Genomic DNA, 21,777 nt, shown 5'->3' on the forward strand with positions numbered 1-21,777 from the left:
TCACTCAGGGCGCCGACCTCCAGTGGCTGGTGTCCGCGGTCGGCTCGTTTGAAGCGCTTAAGCCTTTGGAGTACTTAGCACACCACCGTACCCACCGGGCGGGGTCAGCGTCCTCGGCGTTCACCCTCGAATGCGACTGATCGGCCGGACGGGATGTACCGACACCGGCTTGGGCCGGTGTCGGTACATCCCGTTTCACGCTTCTACACGTTCCGCCGGTAGGCGCCGCCGATCTCGAAGAAGGCATCAGTGATCTGCCCGAGTGAGCAGACCCGGGCGGTGTCCATCAAGGCAGCGAACACGTTCTCGCCGGAGCTGGCCGCATCCTTGAGACGTGCCAGGGCCGCACCCGCCGCGTCATGGTGCTTCTCGTGGAACGCCTGGACGCGCTGCAATTGTCCGGACTTCTCCGCCTCGGTTGCTCGGGCAAGATCGACCGAAGCGGGTTCAACCTCATCCGCGTTCGGTCGCAGAAAGGTGTTGACCCCGATGATGGGCAGGGTGCCGTCGTGCTTGCGGTGCTCGTAGAGCATCGACTCGTCCTGGATCTTGCCGCGCTGGTAGCCGGTCTCCATCGCGCCGAGCACGCCGCCGCGCTCGGAGATCCGGTCGAACTCCTTGAGCACGGCCTCCTCGACGAGGTCGGTGAGCTCGTCGATGATGAAGGAGCCCTGGAGCGGGTTCTCATTCATCGCGAGGCCCCACTCGCGGTTGATGATCAGCTGGATCGCCAGGGCCCGGCGCACCGATTCGGTGGACGGCGTGGTGACGGCCTCGTCATAGGCGTTGGTGTGCAGCGACTGGGCGTTGTCGTAGATCGCGATCAGCGCCTGCAGGGTGGTGCGGATGTCGTTGAAGTCCATCTCCTGTGCGTGCAGGGACCGCCCGCTCGTCTGGATGTGGTACTTCAGCTTCTGACTGCGCTCGCTCGCGCCGTACTTCTCTTTCATCGCGACGGCCCAGATGCGGCGGGCGACCCGGCCGATGACGGAGTATTCGGGGTCCATGCCGTTGGAGAAGAAGAAGGACAGGTTGGGCGCGAAGTCGTCGATCGACATCCCGCGGGCGAGGTAGGACTCGACGTAGGTGAACCCGTTGGCCAGCGTGAAGGCGAGCTGGGAGATGGGGTTCGCCCCGGCCTCGGCGATGTGATAGCCGGAGATCGAGACCGAGTAGAAGTTGCGCACCCCCTGCTCGATGAACCACTCCTGGATGTCGGCCATGCAGCGCAGCGAGAACTCCGTGGAGAACAGGCAGGTGTTCTGGCCCTGGTCCTCCTTGAGGATGTCGGCCTGCACCGTGCCGCGCACCGTCGCGACGGCGTACGCAGCCAGCTGGTCTCTCTCTGTGCTCGAGGGTTCGCGGCCCTCCTTCGCGCGAAACTTGTCGACCTCTTGGTCGATTGCGGTGTTGAGGAAGAAGGCGAGCACGGTGGGTGCGGGGCCGTTGATGGTCATCGAGACACTGGTCGACGGGGCGGTCAGGTCGAAGCCGTCGTAGAGCGCCCTCATGTCGTCCAGGGTCGCGACCGAGACGCCGGAGGTGCCGACCTTGCCGTAGATGTCAGGGCGTTCGCCCGGGTCGCGGCCGTAGAGCGTCACCGAGTCGAACGCGGTGCTCAGCCGGGTGGCGGGCTGGCCCTCGGAGAGCAGTTTGAAGCGGCGGTTGGTGCGGAACGGGTCGCCCTCGCCGGCGAACATTCGGGCCGGGTCCTCGTTGTCCCGCTTGAACGGGAATACACCTGCGGTGAACGGGTAGAAGCCGGGGAGATTCTCCTTACGCCAGAAGCGGACAAGACTCCCGACCTCGTCATCTGGCGGGAGCGCCACCCTCGATACTCTCGTGCCCGAGAGCGACTCCTTGGTCAGCTTCGTGACGATCTCCTTGTCGCGAACAGTGACTGCCTGTTCGTCGCCTGAGTACGAGGCGACAATGTCGGGCCAGCGCCCGATCTGCTCGCTCAGCTCGTGCGGGACGTCGCGACGCGCACTGGTGAGCAGCTCTCCCAATGCGCTGGAGCCAGCGTCGTCACTCAGCTCTTTCTGGACGCGATCGAGCCGGTCGACTCGCCGAGCCGCGGCGACCAACGTCTCCGTCACCGAGTGATAGTCGCGGACAGTGTCGGCGATCTCGGCGAGATAGCGCACCCGCTGAGCAGGCACCGGCTGCCGCGTACCGCTCGAGTGGCGTACGGATACGGGTGCGATTCGCCCCTCCTCGAACGGCACCCCGAGCGGGCGCAACAACCTGACGAGCTCCTGGTAGAGCGCAGTGACGCCGTCGTCGTTGAACGTCGCCGCCGACGTGCCGAAGACCGGCATCTCGGAAGGCTGTGACCCGAACGCCTCTCGGTTGCGGATCAGTTGACGGCCCACGTCTCGCAGCGCATCCTCCGCGCCACGTCGTTCGAACTTGTTGATTGCCACGAGGTTGGCGAAATCGAGCATGTCGATCTTCTCGAGCTGGCTCGCCGCGCCGAACTCTGGTGTCATCACATACATCGCCAGGTCGACGAACGGCACGATTCCGGCGTCTCCCTGTCCGATGCCCGGAGTCTCCACGATCACCAGGTCGAAGCCGCCAGCCTTGACGACGGCCAGTACGTCGTCGAGATGCTCGGGCAGCTCGTGGGAGCCTCTGGTTGCCAGCGAGCGGTAGAAGACGCTGTCGCCATCGATCGCGTTCATACGAATTCTGTCCCCGAGCAGAGCCCCGCCGCCACGCAGCCTACTTGGATCGATAGCGAGCACGGCCAGACGTAGCTTGTCCTGCTGGTCTCTACGCAAGCGGCGCACGAGCTCGTCGGTCAGCGAGGACTTACCTGATCCGCCGGTCCCGGTGATTCCGACGACGGGGACGTTTCGGCCCGCGGACCGTAGCGCATCGAGCATCTCGGCGGGTAGGCGCCCTTGCTCGGCCCCGGTGATCGCCCGGGCGAGTTCCGTGCTGTCGCCGGCGAGGACGCCGTCGGCCCTGGAACCTCGCGCAGCGTAAAGGTCGGTATCGAGGGCACTGACGACTGAGTTGATCATGCCGGCGAGGCCCATGCGCTGACCGTCTTCGGGCGAGAAGATGGTGACACCCGCACGGCGCAGGCGTGCGATCTCGTCGGCCACGATGACGCCACCGCCGCCACCGACCACCTGGATGTGACCAGCTCCCCGTTCGCGGAGCATGCTCACGAGATATTCGAAGTACTCGACGTGTCCACCCTGATAGGAGGAGACCGCAATGCCGTTGACGTCCTCCTCGATCGCGGCATCCGCGACCTCGCCGACTGACCTGTTGTGGCCGAGGTGGATGACCTCGCAACCCTGGCTCTGGAAGATCCGCCGCATGATGTTGATCGAGGCGTCGTGTCCGTCGAACAGACTGCTGGCCGTGATCAGGCGGACTGGGTTCCTGGGCTTGTGTAGCTGGGTCATCAGGACTCCTCTCTAAGAAATGCTTTGACGTCTAAGTATTGGAATAGTATGACTTCCAAGTAAATGGGGAAACCAGATGACCGACTCGCGGACAAGGGACTCGGAAGAATCGGTACGTCGCGCTCAGGCCTGCCTGGGATGTGGCCTAGGAAGGGTGAGGGAGATGCTGGGTACAACGGTCCGCTTTGAGAGTCGCGTGAGGCCTAGAACCACTTCGGCAACGTCAGCGGCCGGGAGCGTCTCGCTTGCTGCGATCTGCAGTGATTCCGTCTTCGAGATCGCGACATTCTCCGAGTAGACCGCAGTTGCGATGACTCCGTCAGCAGAGTGCTCCGCGCAAAGCGTCGTGCATAGTGCGATGAGGGCTGACTTGGTGGCGCCATGGGCAGCGTTGAGGGGCTCTCCGATGCCTTCACTATGTGAGGCGATGGCAATCACCTTGCCGCCACCGACTGTCGTCTGGCCAGCTTCAAGGAGTGCTGGCAGAACAGCCTGAATCAGCAGATACGCAGAACGAACGTTGGCAGTGAACATCCTGTCGAGCCGCCGCACCGGATAGTCCGAGATCGGCCCGATGTCATTCAACTCCGCGTTGAGTACCAGGACGTCGAGCCGCTCGTGCCAGCGGAGGTGTGCGGCGGCGAGGGCGGTGACGTCCTCCTCCTGCAACATGTCAGCCGCAGTCACGGCGACGCTGACGGGATGGATCTCCGAGAGTTCTGCAGCAAGGGCGTAGAGCGGTGCGGGGTCGCGTCCGGAGATTGTCAGGTCGTTGCCGGCCGCTGCCAAGCGACGCGCGGTCGCCTCGCCGATGCGTTGCGAAGCATCGGTGATCAACACGGCCGGCCGGCCGCTCACTGCGGCACCATTCGAATTGATTCGGCGACCCTGACTGCTTTGCCGCCAACGAGGATCGGGATGGAGATCAATGTGGTCTTCTCCTGGTCGTGGGTCAGTGGAGTGCCTTGCGAAGGGCTCACACGGTCAATCTTGGCGGCTAATGGGGGCCGGTGTGCGGTCTCTCGGCCTGCGCGACGTGGGAGGGGGAGTTGACCGATCTGCGTGCGCAGTTCATTCTTTCGGATCTTGCCGCCAGTGTTCTCGGGGACGAGTCGACGAGAACGACCTGACCCGTGAAAACTGCTGATCGGCGTACGCACCCTTCCAACAGACGAACGCGACATTGTCAGGAGTGCTCCACTGACGCTCTCGAAAGCGTCGCAGACCGCCACCCGATTCCAGGGCTGCTGTCCGCGGCGGACCGCGCAGTGTCGTCACATCGAATCGCACTGAACTCGTTCCTTGTCAGTGGCGTATCCCCATGGCGCCACACACTGGAGCCGCCCACCCCAGTCCGACGGATTCCTTGATGTGGCGATCCCAGCCTTCGGCGATGTCGAGGGGCATCGGGGTCGGGCGTCGGGTGTCCATGCCGACGTGGATCAGCAGGATCTCCAGGGTGTTTGAGACCCGTCGGTTGCTGGCGTCGAGGAGGAAGGTCATCAGGTGGACGGCCTTGTCGGAGCGTTCGAGGGTCCGCGTGTGTGCGCTGAACTCCTCGCCCTCGTGCATCTCGCTGAAGTAGCGCAGGTGGTGCTCCACGGTGAAGACACCCATCCGCCGCCCGGCGCGGTAGGCATCGTCGATACCCACGTCGCGACAGACCATGTCGGCCGCGACCGCGCCGTACTCCAGGTAGTGGCGGATGTTCATGTGTCCGTTGACGTCGATGTAGTCCGGTGCCACCGTTCCGGTCAGCATTGCCGGGATCTCTGTCACCTGCACGAAGGTCGGGGAGGGGGTGCTCACCCCTGCACCGTATGACGGGTCGCTCAGCCAGGGCCGCGGCGAGCACGGTGCCGACTGTCGATCCCCACAGTCGACCCGTGCCCCGGCGTTGTGGGCGCCGGCGGCGTCGGCGTGAATGGAGGCGTGAGCGCCTTGACCCCCTCGTCCCGCGATCGTGTCCTCTCCCTGCCCGGATCGCACAACGTCCGTGATCTCGGCGGTCTGCCGTCCGCCTCGGGCAAGGTCGTGAGGCGGGGGCGGATCTACCGCAGCGACTACCCGTTGTTCGCCGAGGGTGGCGACGGCCCGGCCGCAGTCCGATCCCTGGGCCTGCGTACGGTCGTCGACCTGCGGCGGGGGAGCGAGGTCGCCGCGGAGTGTGTTGCCTGGGCGGCGTACGGCGTGCGGTACGTTCGCCACCCCATCGTGTCCAGCCGGGCGGACTCCTGGCATGCGCGCTATCCGTCGTATCTGGAGACGGGGCCGGAGTCCGTCGTGGCAGCGGTCGTGACGCTCATGGACAGTGCTGGGCAGCCCGCGCTGTTCCACTGTGCGGCTGGCAAGGATCGAACCGGTGTCGTCGCGGCCATCCTTCTCTCTCTCCTCGGCGTCGGGCGCGACGAGATCGTCGCCGACTACGAGCTGACCCGCGTCGGCATCGCCGCCGTGATTGCTCGGTTGAGCGTCACGCCCCCGTACGACGAGATGCTCGCGGCCATGACCGACCAGGATCACGAACCGCGACGGGAGCTGATGATCGAGCTCCTCGACCACCTCGATGACGCGGGCGGTGCCGAGGCATGGCTGACCCGTCACGGCGCCGATCCCGCCCGGATACGAGAGTTTCGCCGAGAGATGGTCAACTGACGCTTGAATAAATGGTCATACCATTCTAATCTTTGTGTGACGACAGACACATAGAGGAGGCCCTCGAATGACCGCAGCGCTCCGAAGTGTGCGAGATCGCTACAGCGAGCAGCAGATCTCCGACTTCTACACGGCTGGCTTCTGGCAGCCGACCAGCTTCAACCAGCTGATCGCCGAGCGGGCGGCCGATCATTCCGACAAGGCGTTCGTCTTCGACTCGAGCGCGAGCGTCACGTTCGCCGAGTTCGCCGAACGGTCCGTCAGGATCGCAGCAGGTCTCCATCGACTGGGGATCCGCCGTGGGGAGAGAGTCGCCGTCCAGCTTCCCAACTGGGTCGAGTTCCCCCTGGTCGCGGCGGCGCTCTCGCGTCTGGGCGCGATTCTCGTGCCGATCATGCCGATCTACCGTGACAACGAGGTCGGCTATCTGCTGCAGCACTCGGGCGCGGTCGCCGTGGTGACCTGTGAGGACTTCCGCGGTTTCGGGCACCGAGCGATGTTCGAGTCACTTCGCGCCGACGCACCAGCGGTGCGCGACGTCATCGTCGCCCGCGGCGCTGGCGCCGACTCCCTGACCGCCTTGGAAGTCACCGGAGAGGTAGCCGATCTCGAGACGGAGATCGGCCCGGACAGTTCCCCGGACGACGGGTTTCTCATCGTCTACACCTCCGGCACCACCTCGCGGCCGAAGGGCTGCTTCCACACCTTCAACACGCTTCGCGCGAGTGCGGCGGCCATCGCCAAGAGCCTCGACTACACCGACGCGGACGTGCAGTTCGGTCCCTCGCCCATCACCCACAGCACCGGGCTCGTCACCAGCGTCGTGCTCCCGCTGCTCAAGGGCGCCAGCTCCTACCTCATGGAGGTGTGGGAGCCGGAGGAGGCGCTGCGCTGCATCGCCCAGCACCGGCTCACCGCTGCTGTCACCGCGACCCCGTTCCTCCAGATGTTGATGGGTGCGTACGACGCCGACAGGCACGACACCGCCAGCATGCGGCTCTGGGTGTGTGCCGGGTCGCCGATCCCGGGGTCGGTCGTGGAGAAGTCACGGGAGCTGCTGGGATTCCAGACTTTGTCGCTCTACGGTCGCTCCGAGAACTTCCTGACCACCATGTGCACGGTGGACGACGCCCCCGAGTGCTCGGCCACCTCCGACGGCACCGCGCTGGAAGGCGCCGCAGTCAAGATCATCGACCATGACGGTGTGGAGGTGCCCCGTGGCGAGGAGGGCGACATCGCCTACCGCGGCCCGAGCCACATGATCGAGTACTTCCACGACGACGAACGAACAGCCGCACTGTTCACTCCTGACGGGTTCTCTCGCTCGGGCGACCTCGGCCGGATGGATGCGGACGGCTATGTCCGGGTCACGGGACGGCTCAAGGACATCGTGATCCGGGGCGGCATGAACATCAGCGCCCGTGAGCTCGAGGACCACCTCCTCGAGCACCCCGACATCGCCAACGTCGCCGTCGTCGGCATGCCGGACGAGCGGCTGGGGGAGAAGGTCTGCGCGTACGTCGTCGCCAAGGACCCGGCGAGACGACCCGGTCTCGACGACATCGTCTCCTTCCTGAAGGAGCGCAAGGTGACGACGCAGAAGCTGCCCGAGCGGCTGGAGGTCGTCGAGGCGATGCCGATGACGGCCACCGGTAAGATCCAGAAGCACGTGCTCCGTGCCGACATCACGGAGAAGCTCCGATGACGGCGGTCGTCGTCGCGGCCGCCGACGGCACCGACGACCTGCGGTTGCGACATCAGGACCTGGCCCGCAGGCACCGGGCCGAGATGATCCTGTCCGAGATCATCCCGAGCGGCCGCGGCATCCGAGGTCTCGTCGAGGTGGTCGCGGAGATGGTCGGCAAGCCGGTCTGGCTGGTCGATACCCATCACCGCGTGGTGACCCGGTCCGCGGCGGCACGGTCGTCGCAGTTCAGGGTGCCCGACGTCGAGGCGCTGCGTGACCTGGCCGGTGCGTCGATCGACGTGGAGGCCCCGCGCCCGTGCGTCGTCGCGGTCCACCAGGACGCCGGCCTCACCAGACGGCACGTGGTCATGCCGATCGCCAGGGGTGGTGACCTGTTCGCCTGGCTGATCGTCGCCGAGGTGCCCACCCGCGTGACCGGCACCGAGGTCTCCGTCATCGAGCGCGCGGGTTTCCACCTCGCCGGTGAGTACGCCGTCCAGCAGCGCGTCGCGAAAGCCTCCTGGAACGCGCGCGCCGCGCTCACCCGGCAGCTCGTACGCGGCTCCGTGTCCGGCAGCGAACTCATCGCCAGCGCCGACTATCTAGGGATCCAGGTGTCGGTCAAGCGCGTGATCATCTACCTCACCGAGCCCGAGCACGGCGGCGCACGGATCGACGATGCCGACGTGGCCGACCGGCTCGGCCGCGCCGTCGGCGTCGAGGTGCTCGCCGCGCTGGGCAGCGAAGGCCTGATGCTGCTCGTCGAGGCACCCGAGGAGATCGCACCGGTAGCCATGGTGCAGCGCGTCAAGCTCGAGCTGGCGGCAGTGCTGCGGTCGGTGGGCGTCGAGGGGGTGATCGCAGGTGTCTCGGCGGTCACCTCGCCGGACGCGCTCCAGCGCGCCTATCGGGAGACCCGGGAGGTGGCGTTGTGCATCGACCGCTTCTCCGGCGCCTCGACGCGGATCCTGGCCGTCGACGACCTCGGCCCGGCCCGTCTCTTTGTGGCCAACAGCGACGTCGCGTCGGTCAGGCGCTATGTCCATGACGTCCTCGGCGCCCTGCTTGACGGTCGGCCCGGCACGCCCGACCTGCTGCGTACGCTGCAATGCTTCTTCGACTCCGGTCGAAGCGTTCGCGAGTCCTCGACGAGGCTCGGCATCCACGAGAACACGGTTCGGCTCCGCCTCGGCAAGGTCCACGACCTCACCGGCCTGGACGTCGCCGCCGACCCGAACGACCAGCTCAGCGTGCAGACCGCGCTCCTCGTGCTCCGGCTCGAGGGACATCCCGCGGTCCCGCCGCTGGAGGAGCTGGAGGCGCCCGTCGACCGCGCCGTGAGCGCCTCATGACCTATCGGGCGCTGGTGACCGGCGCGGGACGAGAGGGCGGCATCGGCCAGGCGATCGTCAAGCGGCTCGAGGCGGACGGCATGGAGGTCGTCACCCTCGACAAGGAGCCCGGATGCACCTGGCAGGTCGACATCGGTCGCGACGAGCTGCCCGACTTCGGTCCGATCGACGTCTACGTCGCCAATGCCGCGATCACCACGTTGTTCGGGTCCGCCCACAACCTGGACCTCGCCAAGTGGCGACTCGACCTCGACATCAACCTGACCGGAACCTTCCGCGTCCTCCAACAGGTGCTGCGCGGCATGCGTGAGCGCGGCTTCGGCCGGATCGTCGTGATCTCCAGTACGTCGGCGACGCAGGGCATGCCGGCACAGGTCTCCTACGCCACCAGCAAGGCCGGCCTGATCGGGATGGCCAAGACCGTTGCCGCGGAGAACGTCAGCACCGGCGTCACCTGCAACGTGGTCCTGCCAGGGATGACCGGGTCATCAGGCATCCTGGCGATGCCCGACGAGATCAAGGAGGCGTGGCTCGAGTCGCTGCCCAACGGGTTCGTCGATCCCGCCGACATCGCCAACGGTGTCGCCTTCTTCGCGTCGCCCTCGTCCGGGATGGTCACCGGGCAGCTCCTCACCGTCGACGGCGGCGACGAGCTCAACACGCGGTCGGTGACCTCGAGCGTCGTACGCCGCCCCGCGGGCGAGAGCCGATGAGAGCAGTCCTCGTCCCCGCGCTGGACGGCCCCGGCGCGGCCGTCCTCGCCGACGTGGCCGAGCCCGAGGGCGCGCACCCGTGGGCGGAGGGGCAGCGGCTCCTCGTGGATGTGCACGTGGCCGCAGTCGCGTTCCCCGACGTCCTGCAGAGCCGTGGCGGCTACCAGTTCTCCCCGCCGGTGCCCTACGTCACCGGCGGCGAGTACGCCGGCGTGGTGCTCGAGGCCCCGCCTGGATCGCGGTTCGCTCCAGGGGACCGCGTCGCCGGGCTCTCGGTCTATGGCGCGCTCGCCGAGCGCGTTCTCGCCGTGCCTCGCTACACGATGAAGCTCCCGGACCGCGTCTCGTGGGAGGTGGGCGCGGCGGTCTTCCTCAACTACTCGACCGCGTGGTTCACGCTCCACCGCGCAGCCTTCCACAACGGCGAATCGGTCCTGGTGCACGGCGCCGCCGGTGGGGTCGGCACCGCCGTGCTCGACCTGCTGCGGGGTCGTGGTGCGCCCACGATCGCCGTCGTCTCCTCCGAGGAGAAGGAGAAGGTGGCGTGGAAGGCGGGCGCCGATGCGGTCCTCCGCTCCGATCAGGGATGGTTGCAACAGGCACGCGACCTCACCGGAGGCAACGGTGTTGATGTCGTGGTCGATCCGGTCGGTGGCGACCGGTTCGTCGACTCTCTGCGCGCGCTCGACCTGGGTGGGCGGCTCATGGTCGTCGGCTTCGCCGCGGGGACCATCCCGGAGGTGAAGGTCAACCGGCTGCTGCTGCGCGACCTGACGGTCATGGGCGTCGCGTTGGACCCGTGGCTCCAGCGACATCCCGGCCTAGGGGCGCAGATGATCGGCGAGCTCGAGGACGCGATGGCGACGGAGCGAGTGGCGCCCTACATCGGCGACGTCCTGCCCTGGGAGCGAGCAGGAGAGGCGCTGAGCATCCTCGGCGGCCGCGAGGCCCACGGCAAGGTCGTGGTGAGGGTTCGCGACTGACCGTCACGACCGGACTTCCACGACGACCTTCCCGACCGCAGTGCGCTGTTCCAGGGCGAGGAGCGCCTCGGCCGCCTTCTCGATCGGATAGACCGCACCGATGGCGGGACTGAGGCGGCCCTCGTCGAGAAGGCTCTGGACCCCGAGCCGCACCCGCTCCAGTGTGCCTGGCTCAGCGGTCTCCATGACATCCATCGTGATCCCGGTCAGGGTGAGGTTGCGCAGGAGCAGGCGGTTCATCTTCAGCGAGGGGATGGTGCCTCCGGCGAAGCCGACGATCACACCTCGGCCGCCGATCCGCAGCGACCGTACGGTGTCGAGGAAGCCGTCACCACCGACCATGTCGACGAACTGGTCGACGCCGCGGCCCCCGGTGATGTCACGCACCTGTGTCAGCCAGTCCTCGTCGGTGCGTACGACGTGGGTGGCCCCGGCCGTGCGTGCCATGGCCGCCTTGTCGTCGCTGGAGACCAGCGCGATCGTGAAGACGCCGAACGCCGGGCCGAGATCGAGGACACAGGTGCCGACGCCGCCGGCGGCGCCGGTGACCAGCACCGTGTCTCCCGCGGACGCGCCGCCGCGGTCCAGGGCGTACCAGGCGGTGGCGTAGTTCATGTAGACGGCGGCGCCTTCGACGTAGGAGATCGCGTCCGGAAGCCGAACCAGATAGTCCTCGATCGCCAGGGCCTGCTCGGCCATCGCTCCTTGCCAGACGATCCCGGCCACCCGGTCGCCGGGCGACAGCCAGGAGTCGCCGGGTGCTTCCAGCACTCGGCCGGACAGCTCAGACCCACAGATGTAGGGCGCTGGTACGCCGGCCTGGTATCTGCCGTGGGTCTGCAACGGGTCGATGAAGGAGAGGCCCACGGCATGCACCTCGACCAGGACGCGGCGTCCCTGGGCCCGTCGGTGTGCCCCGGCCGGATCGGGTACGTCGCGCAGGACGGCCGCGCTCGGACCGTTCAGCTCCTCGATGACAACGGCTCGCATCCTCGGTTCCTCCTCGGTGCTCGTGACGGTTCAGTGGAAGTAGGCGAAGACGGCCTCGGCGACGCAGGCGGGCTTGTCCCTGCCTCTGATCTCGAAACGCTGCTCGAACCTGAACTTCGTCCCGCCCGCGATGTCATCGGCGGACAGCAGGCGCAACGTCATCCGAACCTGGCTTCCCTCGGGGACCGGAGAGGTGAACCGGACCTTCTCGAAGCCGTAGTTGAGCGGGTAGGAGATACCGGTCATCCGTAAGATCTCATAGGTGAACTTCGGGCCGAGCGACAACGTGTAGAGACCGTGCGCGATGGTGACCCCCCACGGTGTCTCCGCGGCCCGTTCGGGGTTGAGATGGAGCTCCTCGTAGTCATCGGTGGCGCTCGCGAACGCGTTGATGTGCTCCTGGGTGACGGTGTGCCAGGCACTGGTGCCGAGCTCGTCGCCGACCTTCGTGCGCAGCGAGTCGATTCCGTTGATCGTCAGCATGTGAGCGAGCCTCCGCCATCGTGAACGGTGCTGCCACCTGCGCGCCGCGGCCCGCTGGAGGACTCCACAGTGGACTTCGGCGAGCCCCTCCGCGCTCGGCCCGACGATGCCTAGCGTCGGGGACATAGCCGAACGAAGACCGAGCTGAGGAGCCCACATGGACCTGTCGATCCCGGAGGACGTCACCCGGTTCATCGCCGAGATGGACGCATTCATCGACAACGAGATCAAGCCGATCGAAGAGGCGAACCCCGAGTTCTTCGACCACCGGCGCGAGTTCAGCCGCACCGACCTCGAGCGGGGTGGCATTCCTACCCGACGGTGGCGGGAGATCATGCACGAGGCCCGCGTGTTGGCCGACAAGGCCGGCTTCTACCGCTACCCGCTGCCGACGGCGCTGGGCGGCCAGGCGGCCAGCAACGTGGCGATGGCGATGATCCGCGAGCACCTCGCCCGACGCGGCCCGGGCCTGCACGCCGAGCTCAGCCACGAGGCATCGGTCGTCGCCAACCTCCCCCTGGCGCTGGTGCTGCACGAGTACGGCACCGACGAGCAGAAGGAGCAGTACCTGGAGCGGCTCTGCTCGGGTGAGATGGAGATGGCCTTCGGGCTCACCGAGCCGCACCACGGCAGCGATGCGACGTGGCTGGAGACGACGGCCGTACGGGACGGCTCGGACTGGATCATCACCGGTGAGAAGCGCTTCAACAGCGTGGTCGACGTCTCCGAGGTCGATCTGGTGTTCGCCCGCACGTCCGGGGAGCCGGGCAAGGCCGACGGGATCACCGCCTTCCTGGTCCCGACCAGCGCCGACGGCTTCGAGATTCCCTACTACCACTGGTGCTTCAACATGCCGTCCGACCATGCCGAGGTGCATCTCAACGGCGTGCGGGTGCCGGGCAGCGCAGTCCTCGGCGAGGTCGGCCGTGGGCTGGAGTGCGCACAGCTGTTCGTCCACGAGAACCGGATCCGTCAAGCCGCATCCTCGCTCGGCGCCGGCCAGTTCTGCATCGACCGGAGCGTGGCGTACGCCGACGAGCGGCAGCTCTTCGGAAAGCCGATGCGCGACTACCAGGGTCTGCAGTGGCAGCTCGTCGAGCTGCAGACCGACGCGGAGCTCATCCGCAGCCTCCTCTACCGCACAGCCTGGGAGATGGACGAACGGGGCCGGACAGGCGTGACCGAGAAGGTCTCGATGGTCAACTTCCGCAGCAACCAGTTCGCCTGCGAGGCCGCCGACCGGGCCATGCAGATCCACGGCGGAGTCGGCTACACCCGGCACGTGCCGTTCGAGTTTATATACCGCCACCACCGCCGCTACCGCATCACCGAGGGCAGTGACGAGCTGCAGAAGCGTCGTATCGCCGCGTCGATGTGGTCCTTCGGCAGCGGGGGAAGCTCCCGGTGACGCGCGTGGACAGACGTACGCTGCTCGCTGTGGATGCCGCGAAGGCCCATGGCCTGGCCCTCGCGCTGGTGGGGCCGCAGGACGACGTGGAGCCCGCGCCCGCTCGTGACCTGCGCACCCTCGACGGTCAGCTCGCGATCCTCGGAGGCATTCTGCGCGAACGGCTGCGTGAGACCACCCACCGAACCACCGCTCACGAGGTGGCGGAGGCCAGTCAGGTTCTGCACGAGGTCCACGCCGTGCGATTCGCGATCCATGATCACCTCGGCTACGAGCGGATCCGTCGGCTCGATGCGCTCGATCGGGGCCTGGCCAAGCTGCGGGCGGCCCCCGACCAGGATGAGCTGCTCGCCGTCGTCTGCGAGGCGGCGGCGGAGCACTGCGGGTTCGATCGCGTCATGCTCTCGAAGGTCGATCATGACATCTGGCGGCCGTGGCGCAGCTACGCCGACGTCCTCGGCGAGGCCGAGCGGGGCTTCGGGGCCTGGATCGAGGGCGAGGTCTCGATCAAGCTCGGCGACATGTTGCTGGAGAGCCAGATGGTGCGCCGTCGTCAGCCCGCCATCGTGGCCGACGCCTGCTCCGATCGCCGCGTCTACCGGCCGTTGGCGAGCGCGGCCAGGCTCACCTCGTACGTCGCGTCGCCCATCGTCGTGGGGGAGCGGGTGATCGGCCTCCTGCACGCGGACTACCACCAGATCGAGGTGGACGAGCTCGATCGCGACATCCTGTGGTTCTTCTCGCTCGGGTTCGCCCAGATCTTCGAGCGGGCCGTCCTGCTCGGTCGCCTGCACGATCAGCGTGCGGAGGTGGTCCAGGCGACTCAGGCGCTGGAGGCGATGCTCGAGCAGCTGGCCGACGCCGAGGTTGAGCTGGCCACGCGCGCCCATACGACGGCGCTGGCGGTCTCGAGACCGGTGCGCCCGGTCGTGACCGAACGGGCCGATGCCTTGAGCGGGCTCCTGACCGATCGCGAGCTGGAGGTCCTGGAGCTGATGTCGACCGGTGCGACGAACGATCGCATCGCTCATCAGCTCGTCATCGCGACCGACACGGTCAAGTCGCACGTCAAGGGCATCCTGCGCAAGCTGCGCGTCGAGAACCGTGCTGAGGCGATCTCTCACTATCTCAGGCTCACCATCGGGGCTCGGGAGGCATAGCCCCGAAGCGCACACGATCGACCGGCGCTGGGTGGCTCACTGGAGATTCCGACAGAGCCCTGCGCCGGGACGGCCGAACCGGCCTTGATATATGGTCAGACCATTTATATGGTTGATTGCATCGAGTGACACGCGCCACGTCGGGACAGTGGCGACCCACCAACGAGGCAAGGACCTGGGATGGCACTGGCAACGGTTCACGACCGCTACGAAGATGATCAGATCGCGCAGTTCTACGCGAACGGCCTCTGGCAGCAAGAGACCCTGTTCAGCGTCCTCCGGACGCAGGCGCAGGTGCGCGGTGACAAGGTCTTCTGCTCCGACGCGACGACCTCGCTGACCTATGCCCAGCTGCGCGACGCGGCGTTGCGGCTGGCCGCGGGCCTGGCGCGCATCGGCATCGTCAAGGGCGATCGCGTCGCCGTCCAGATGCCGAGCTGGACCGACTTCTTCGTCATCGCGGCAGCGGTGAACAGGCTGGGCGCGATCATCGTCCCGATCATGCCGATCTACCGCACCGACGACGTCGCCTACGTCGTCGAGGCAGCCGGAGCGAAGGCAGCCTTCACCTCCGACAGCTACCGCAAGTGGGACCACCAGGGGATGTTTCTGGAGATCGCCGGCGGCGACAACCTGCTGGAGACAGTGATCGTCGTACGTCCGGACGAGGTGCGCGACGGAGCCATCGCGCTGGCTGACGTCCTCGCCGATGTGGATCCCGCCACCGCCGACGCCGAGCTCGGCGATGGAGCCGGGCCGGACGAGCCGTTCTCGATCGTCTTCACCTCGGGCACGACCGCGCGCCCGAAGGGTTGCCTACACACGTTCAACACGGTCGCCTGCGGGGCTCGGCTGCTCAGTCGGGGCTGGGCCTACGACGAGAACGACGTGCAGTTCGGGCCGTCCCCGGTCACCCACACCACCGGCCTGGTCACCAGCTTCGTCCTGCCGTTGATCCACGGTGCCGCGACGCACGTGATGGAACAGTGGAACCCGCGCGAGGCCCTGGAGCGCATCGCCAAGTTCGGCTGCACGGCCGCAGTCACGGCCACGACCTTTCTCCAGACGGTGATGGAGGTCTACGATCCCGACGTCCACGACGCGAGCACGATGCGCTTCTGGACTTGTGCCGGCTCCCCGATCCCAGGTGCGTTCGTCGAGAAGGCGCGAGCGACACTGCCGACGATGCAGGTCCTCAGCCTTTACGGCCGCACGGAGAACGTCACGACCACGATGTGCACGTTCGAGGACGATCCGGCCCGCTCGATCACCTCCGACGGCAAGGCTCTGCCCCTGCAGGAAGTGCGGATCGTCGACGAACTCGGCAACGAGGTCCCCACAGGAACCGAGGGTGACATCGCCTATCGCGGCGCGATGAACTGCCTCGAATACATCAATCAGCCTGATGAGACCATCGCCAACTACACCTCGGACGGCTTCCATCGCTCCGGCGACCTCGGAGTCATGGACCAGGACGGCTACGTCCGCGTCACCGGCCGACTCAAGGACATCGTGATCCGCGGAGGCATGAACATCAGTGTCCGCCAGGTGGAGGACATGCTGATCGCCCACCCTGCAATCCGGGACATCGCTGTCGTCGCTATGCCTGACGAGCAGATGGGGGAGCGCGCGTGTGCTTACGTCGTGCCCGCAGAGGGACATCCTGCCCTCACCCTGGACGAGGTCCGCGTCTATCTGACGGGTAGGGGTCTCGCCATCCAGAAGGTGCCCGAGCGCCTCGAGATCCTCGGGGAGATGCCCATGACGGCCACCGGCAAGATCCAGAAGCACGTGCTGCGTGGCGACATCGTCGAGAAGCTGAGGGCATGATGGACCTCACCGATTCGACGGAGGAGGCCGAGTTCCGTCAGGGCGTTCGGGCCTTCCTGGACAAGGCGTTGCCGACGCTGCCGTGGCCCGAGCCGGCGGACCTCACGGCGAAGCTCCCGTTCTGGCGGGAGTGGCAGACCAGCCTCTTTGAGGGCGGGTTCGCCGGGCTCACATGGCCAGAGGAGTACGGCGGCCGTGGTCTCGACGAGCGGATGCGAGCCATCTTCACCGAGGAGTGCGACCGTGCCGGGGCTCCCGAGCGGCTCAACACCATCGGCGAGGACTTCGCGGGACCAACGATCGCCCACTTCGGCACGGCGGAGCAGCGGGAGCGCTACCTGCCTCAGATCCTGAGCGGTGAAGAGATCTGGTGCCAGCTGTTCTCTGAACCCGAGTCGGGGTCCGATCTGGCGTCGCTTCGGACCAAGGCGACCAAGGTCGAAGGCGGTTGGCGCATCCAGGGACAGAAGATCTGGACGAGCCGTGCCCAGATCGCCGCGCATGCGATCCTGCTCGCCCGCACCGGCGGCGGTGAGCGGCACCGCGGCATCACGTACTTCCTCGTTGCGATGGACAGCCCTGGCATCACCGTTCGGCCGCTGGCTCACATGCTGGGGGAGGCCGAGTTCAACGAGGTCTTTCTCGACGACGTGTTCATCCCGGACGAGTCCGTCGTCGGCGAGGTGGACGGCGGCTGGGCGGTCGCCATGGGAACCCTCGCGTTCGAGCGGGTCGCCATCGCCACCGGCCGTGTCAACACGACCAAGGCGGTGGACGACCTCATCGCCGAGGTGCGGGAGCGCACCAGCGACGAGGGCGAGCCACTGGGCGCCGACCCCCACGTACGACGCAAGGTCGCATCGCTGTGGGCGCGAGCCTTCACTCATTACACGATCGGCCAGCGGGTGATCAGCTCCGCAGCAGCCGGCGCGCCTCCCGGTCCGGTGACGTCGATCGGCAAGCTGTACTTCTGCCCGCTCGTGGAGGATCTGGCGGACTTCGGTCTCTCGCTCGAGCCTCTCGGCGATCAGTTCGGCCTCGAAGACGTCGATCCGGCTCAGCCGGAGCGGACCCACCGATGGCTCCGGCTCGCCAACCAGGCGCGTGGCACGGCCATCGCCGGCGGATCCACCTTCATCCAGCGCAACATCGTCGCCGAGCGCATCCTCGGCATGCCCCGATCCTGAGAGGCGGCCATCATGAGCAGCACCTACGTCTGGACCCCCTCCGACGACTACCTCGACAACTCCAACGTCGCCCGGCTGATGCGCTCCCTCGGCATCGCCACGGCGGACGAGCTGCGCGCACGCTCGGTGGCCGATGTCGGTGGCTTCTGGGATGCGGTTGTCGAGGACCTCGAGATCACCTTCCGTACGCCCTACTCCGAGGTCCTCGACGTCAGCCGGGGCATCCAGTTCCCCGAGTGGTTCGTCGACGGTCGTCTCAACGTCGTCGACGTCACCGTCGACCGGTGGGCTCGGGAGACGCCCGACGCGACCGCCGTGGTCCACGAGACCGAGGCCGGCGAGGTCACCCGCCTCAGCTACGCCGAGCTCGCCGACCAGGTGGCCCGCCTACGTGGTTCCCTGCGACAGCGCGGCATCGGCAAGGGCGACGCGGTCGCTCTCTACCTCCCGATGACCCCCGCAGCCGTGGTCGCGACCTACGCCGTCGCCAGCCTCGGCGCGATGGTCGTGCCGCTGTTCTCCGGGTTCGCCGCCACCGCCGTCGCCTCCCGCGTGCAGGACGCCGGGGCCAAAGCAGTCATCACCGCCGACGGCACCGTCCGCCGCGGCCGGACCGCGCGCATGCTGCCCGTGCTCGACGAGGCACTCGAGCAGTGCCCTGACGTGGAGCTGGTCGTCGTCGTGCCCAACCTCGGTGAGGAACCCAACCTGGTCTCCGGCCGTGACGTGCTCTGGTCCGACCTGCTGGCCGGCGACCCGGACCCCGCGGTCGAGGACACCGCTGCCTCCGACGTGCTGCTGCTCGGCTACACCTCGGGCACGACCGGCCGTCCCAAGGGCGCCGTTCACACCCACGCCGGCTTCCTGGTGAAGACCGCCAGCGAGGTCGCCTACGGCTTCGAGATCACCCCAGGGCGTACGTTCAGCTGGATCACCGACATGGGCTGGATCATGGGGCCGCTCTCGATCATCGGCACTCATGCCAACGGCGGCTCCCTGCTCGTCTACGAAGGCTCCCCGGACGTCCCGGACGCCAACCGGCTCTGGGAGCTCGTCGAGCGGCACCAGGTGTCGATGCTCGGTGTCTCCCCGACCCTGATCCGCACCCTGCGCGCCGCGAACACGGCTCCCGCCGGACTGGACCTGTCGTCGGTGCGGGTGCTCGGCTCCACCGGCGAGCCGTGGGACCCGGAGTCCTACGAATGGCTCGCTGTCGACGTCTTCGGTGGCAGGGTTCCCATCATCAACTTCTCCGGTGGCACCGAGGTCGGTGGGTCGTTCCTCTGCCCCTATCCGATCGAGCCGATCAGGAGCTGCTCGTTGGGCGGCCCGGCGCTGGGTATGGACGTCGATGTCGTCGACGACGACGGAGAGCCGCTGCGCGGGCGGGTGGGCGAGCTGGTCTGTCGGCAGCCCTGGCCGTCCATGACACGGGGCGTGTGGCAGGACGAGGCTCGCTATCTCGAGGCGTACTGGTCGACGTTCCCGGGGCTGTGGCGGCACGGGGACTACGCGCTCGCCGACGCCGAGGGCGGCTGGTTCATCCTTGGCCGCTCCGACGACGTCATGAACGTCGCCGGCAAGCGGGTCGCGCCGGCCGAGATCGAGGCCGTGCTGGCCGTCGATCCGGCCGTCGCCGAGTCGGCCGTGGTCGGCATCCCCGACGCGAAGAAGGGCGAGGCGGTCTGGGCGTTCTGGGTGCGCCGGAAAGGTGACGCGGCCGACGACGTCGCGGTGTCGGAGCGACTGCGCGCCGCCGTCGCCGCCGAGGTCGGCAAGCCGTTCGCGCCGGCTCAAGTGGTCCGCGTCGATGCCCTGCCCAAGACACGCTCCGCCAAGATCCTGCGCCGGGCGGTGCGCGCTGCGGTGCTCGGCACCGACCCGGGTGACCTCTCCGGAGCCGAGAACCCCGAGGTGATCGAGGACATCCGGGTCAAGGTCAAGGACCTGTGATGAGCCCTCAGTCGGCGACCTCGATGGTCGTACGCTCATCGCTGGCGAGCACGGCCTCGGCGTACTGGTGCACGTGCCGGGTCATCCGTCGCATCGCCGCAGCGTCGTCGCCGGCGCGGATCGCCTCGGTGATGCCGGTATGGACGGTCACCGTCGTGCGGCGGACGGCATCGTCGACGAAGCCCTGGTTGTTGGTGGCGGTGTAGATGGCGCGCGACAACGCAGACATCACCCCGATGAGCAGCTCGTTGTGGCTGGCGAGAGCGACTCCCACGTGCCAGTCGACATTCGCCTGGAGGAAGTCGTCGAGCGATCCATCCTTCGCGATCAGCTCGTTAGCCGCGTCCAGCCGCGCCAGGTCCGCATCGGTGCGATGGAGCGCAGCCAGCCGTGCGCACGAGGGCTCGATCGCCTCACGCGTCTCCAATAGGTCGGCCAGCTTGATCTGCCGTCCCCGGATGAGAAGCGTCACTGAGCTGGCGATCGCCGCCTCGCCCGGCTTCTGGACGAAGGCCCCGCCGGCGCGCCCGGTCTTGACCCGCACCAGTCCCTGCACCTCGAGGATGCGGAGCGCCTCGCGGACCGTGGTTCGGCTCATCTGCGTCTGGGTGACGAGCTCACGCTCTGGCGGCAGCGAGGTGCCTTCGGGGAACTCTCCGCGAAGGATCCGCTCGCGCAGCTCCTCGGCAAGGACGTCGGAAGCCTTCGGGACGTGCATCGGGGCGAGCTGCACCGGACGGGCGGCATCGCCGCTGGTGTCGGAAGCGAGTGACATCGATAAGCACCCTTGCATCGTGAAAATGGTCATACCTAACTTAGCAATGAATCGATCGGCCGATGCGGGCCGCTCCGTGGAGAGGGTGGAGAGATGCACTGGCATCTGACTCAAGAGCAGGTTGACTACCAGCAGGCCCTGCGGGGTTGGCTGACCTCCGTGGCGACGCCGGAGGCCCTTCGGGACTGGGGCGAGCGTGGCGCCGAGGGGCACAGAACCTTCGTCGAGCTCTTCGCCTCCGCTGGCTGGGCGGGCGTGGGCATCGAGGAGGAGCACGGTGGTCAGGGCGGCGGTCTGGTCGAGCTGGCGCTCACCGCCGAGGAACTCGGGCGTGCGTGCGCGCCGAGCTCGGCATGGCTGGCGACGGTGCTCGCCGCACCCTTCCTGCGGCAGCAGCCGGCTGTGCTCGAAGCGGCGCTCTCCGGAGAGACGGTGGCGGTGTTGGGGCGCTCCGACGCGATCCCGTCGTCGTGGGCCGAGGACTCCGGCACGACTGTGCCTCGCGTTCTCGCGGCTGACATTGCCGATCGCTGGATCGTGCTCGGCGAGCGCGGCGCCGGCCTGCTGCCTGGTGCGGAGGCTGTCGTCGTACGCCGCGACCTGCTCGACCGCAGCCGGTCGGTCGCGGACGTCACGCTCGGCGAGGGCGCCGGAGAGCCGTTGACGTTGTCCGCGCCGCTGCCCGAGCTGCTCGCAGAGGTGTCCGCCACCGCAGCCGTCCTGGTGGCCGCTGACGCACTGGGCGCGTCGCAGCGGATGTTGGACCTGGCCGTCGCCTACAGCCTTCAGCGCCACCAGTTCGGCGTCCCGATCGGATCCTTCCAGGCAGTCAAGCATGCCGCCGCGACGATGCTGGTGGGCATCGAGGCCGCGCGATCCTCGGTGTACTTCGCGGCTGCGTCGGTCGACGGTCGAGCTCCCGGATGGGACCAGCACGCCGCGGCGGTCAAGGCCGAGGTGACGGCGGAGGCGTCCCGAGCCGCCGACAGCGCGCTCACCCTCCATGGCGCCATCGGCTACACGTGGGAACACGACCTCCAGCTGTTCTACAAGCGCGCGCTGCTCGACGAGCAGCTCTTCGGTACGCCCGGAGCCTGGCTCGATGTGCTTGCCGACAGTCTCGAAATGACACCGACGTTGTAAAAGGTCAGGCCAAAAGATAATGTCGAATCAAAT

Annotated in this window: 17 protein-coding genes; 11 read left to right on the forward strand and 6 right to left on the reverse strand. The window is 67.4% G+C overall.

Annotation, left to right across the window (positions count from 1 at the left end):
- Positions 1-203 precede the first annotated feature (203 nt).
- The 3 genes from icmF to ACW14X_RS28170 form a co-directional block, all read right to left on the reverse strand.
- A complete protein-coding gene (gene icmF, locus ACW14X_RS28160; protein ID WP_457164069.1) occupies positions 204-3,425 on the reverse strand; it encodes a fused isobutyryl-CoA mutase/GTPase IcmF in 3,222 nt (1,073 codons plus the stop codon).
- Positions 3,426-3,548: 123 nt separating this feature from the next.
- Complete coding sequence (locus ACW14X_RS28165; RefSeq protein WP_457164070.1) at positions 3,549-4,283, reverse strand: SDR family NAD(P)-dependent oxidoreductase; 735 nt, start codon at positions 4,281-4,283, stop codon at positions 3,549-3,551.
- A gap of 447 nt (positions 4,284-4,730) precedes the next feature.
- Positions 4,731-5,234, reverse strand: a complete 504-nt coding sequence (locus ACW14X_RS28170; protein ID WP_457164071.1) for a thioesterase family protein — start codon at positions 5,232-5,234, stop codon at positions 4,731-4,733.
- Between the two features lie 123 nt (positions 5,235-5,357).
- On the opposite strand from ACW14X_RS28170, the gene ACW14X_RS28175 reads away from it, so the two are divergent.
- The 5 genes from ACW14X_RS28175 to ACW14X_RS28195 all read left to right on the forward strand — a co-directional run bounded on the left by ACW14X_RS28175 (position 5,358) and on the right by ACW14X_RS28195 (position 10,815).
- Entirely contained in the window at positions 5,358-6,080 is a 723-nt protein-coding gene (locus tag ACW14X_RS28175) for a tyrosine-protein phosphatase (RefSeq protein WP_457164072.1), read from the forward strand.
- A gap of 67 nt (positions 6,081-6,147) precedes the next feature.
- Positions 6,148-7,785: an AMP-binding protein gene (locus ACW14X_RS28180; RefSeq protein WP_457164073.1), complete on the forward strand. Its 1,638-nt coding sequence runs from the start codon at positions 6,148-6,150 to the stop codon at positions 7,783-7,785.
- Positions 7,782-9,119, forward strand: coding sequence for a PucR family transcriptional regulator (locus ACW14X_RS28185; protein ID WP_457164074.1), 1,338 nt, complete (start codon positions 7,782-7,784; stop codon positions 9,117-9,119). The genes ACW14X_RS28180 and ACW14X_RS28185 overlap by 4 nt, the downstream gene beginning before the upstream one ends.
- A complete protein-coding gene (locus tag ACW14X_RS28190; RefSeq protein WP_457164075.1) occupies positions 9,116-9,832 on the forward strand; it encodes an SDR family oxidoreductase in 717 nt (238 codons plus the stop codon). Before ACW14X_RS28185 ends, ACW14X_RS28190 begins: the two co-directional genes overlap by 4 nt.
- Positions 9,829-10,815 carry an NADPH:quinone oxidoreductase family protein gene (locus ACW14X_RS28195; protein ID WP_457164076.1) on the forward strand — a complete coding sequence of 329 codons (987 nt, stop codon included), beginning with the start codon at positions 9,829-9,831 and terminating at the stop codon, positions 10,813-10,815. The genes ACW14X_RS28190 and ACW14X_RS28195 overlap by 4 nt, the downstream gene beginning before the upstream one ends.
- 3 nt (positions 10,816-10,818) lie before the next feature.
- Here ACW14X_RS28195 and ACW14X_RS28200 read toward each other — a convergent pair whose 3' ends face one another.
- Together ACW14X_RS28200 and ACW14X_RS28205 are read right to left on the reverse strand one after the other, a co-directional pair.
- A complete protein-coding gene (locus ACW14X_RS28200) occupies positions 10,819-11,805 on the reverse strand; it encodes an NADPH:quinone oxidoreductase family protein (protein ID WP_457164077.1) in 987 nt (328 codons plus the stop codon).
- Positions 11,806-11,835: 30 nt separating this feature from the next.
- Complete coding sequence (locus ACW14X_RS28205; RefSeq protein WP_457164078.1) at positions 11,836-12,288, reverse strand: MaoC family dehydratase; 453 nt, start codon at positions 12,286-12,288, stop codon at positions 11,836-11,838.
- Between the two features lie 157 nt (positions 12,289-12,445).
- Here ACW14X_RS28205 and ACW14X_RS28210 point away from each other — a divergent pair, with 157 nt between their 5' ends.
- The 5 genes from ACW14X_RS28210 to ACW14X_RS28230 all read left to right on the forward strand — a co-directional run bounded on the left by ACW14X_RS28210 (position 12,446) and on the right by ACW14X_RS28230 (position 19,826).
- Positions 12,446-13,696, forward strand: a complete 1,251-nt coding sequence (locus tag ACW14X_RS28210; RefSeq protein ID WP_457164079.1) for an acyl-CoA dehydrogenase family protein — start codon at positions 12,446-12,448, stop codon at positions 13,694-13,696.
- Positions 13,693-14,856: a LuxR C-terminal-related transcriptional regulator gene (locus ACW14X_RS28215; protein ID WP_457164080.1), complete on the forward strand. Its 1,164-nt coding sequence runs from the start codon at positions 13,693-13,695 to the stop codon at positions 14,854-14,856. Before ACW14X_RS28210 ends, ACW14X_RS28215 begins: the two co-directional genes overlap by 4 nt.
- Before the next feature lie 180 nt (positions 14,857-15,036).
- Positions 15,037-16,686, forward strand: a complete 1,650-nt coding sequence (locus tag ACW14X_RS28220) for an AMP-binding protein (RefSeq protein ID WP_457164081.1) — start codon at positions 15,037-15,039, stop codon at positions 16,684-16,686.
- Positions 16,686-17,873, forward strand: coding sequence for an acyl-CoA dehydrogenase family protein (locus ACW14X_RS28225; protein ID WP_457164082.1), 1,188 nt, complete (start codon positions 16,686-16,688; stop codon positions 17,871-17,873). Before ACW14X_RS28220 ends, ACW14X_RS28225 begins: the two co-directional genes overlap by 1 nt.
- A gap of 12 nt (positions 17,874-17,885) precedes the next feature.
- Positions 17,886-19,826, forward strand: coding sequence for an AMP-binding protein (locus ACW14X_RS28230; RefSeq protein ID WP_457164083.1), 1,941 nt, complete (start codon positions 17,886-17,888; stop codon positions 19,824-19,826).
- A gap of 7 nt (positions 19,827-19,833) precedes the next feature.
- On the opposite strand, the gene ACW14X_RS28235 is transcribed toward ACW14X_RS28230, so the two are convergent.
- Positions 19,834-20,601: a FadR/GntR family transcriptional regulator gene (locus ACW14X_RS28235; RefSeq protein ID WP_457164084.1), complete on the reverse strand. Its 768-nt coding sequence runs from the start codon at positions 20,599-20,601 to the stop codon at positions 19,834-19,836.
- Between the two features lie 93 nt (positions 20,602-20,694).
- On the opposite strand from ACW14X_RS28235, the gene ACW14X_RS28240 reads away from it, so the two are divergent.
- Complete coding sequence (locus ACW14X_RS28240) at positions 20,695-21,744, forward strand: acyl-CoA dehydrogenase family protein (protein ID WP_457164085.1); 1,050 nt, start codon at positions 20,695-20,697, stop codon at positions 21,742-21,744.
- The last annotated feature ends 33 nt before the right edge of the window (positions 21,745-21,777 follow it).

Source organism: Nocardioides sp. YJ-D4 (genome assembly GCF_054031495.1).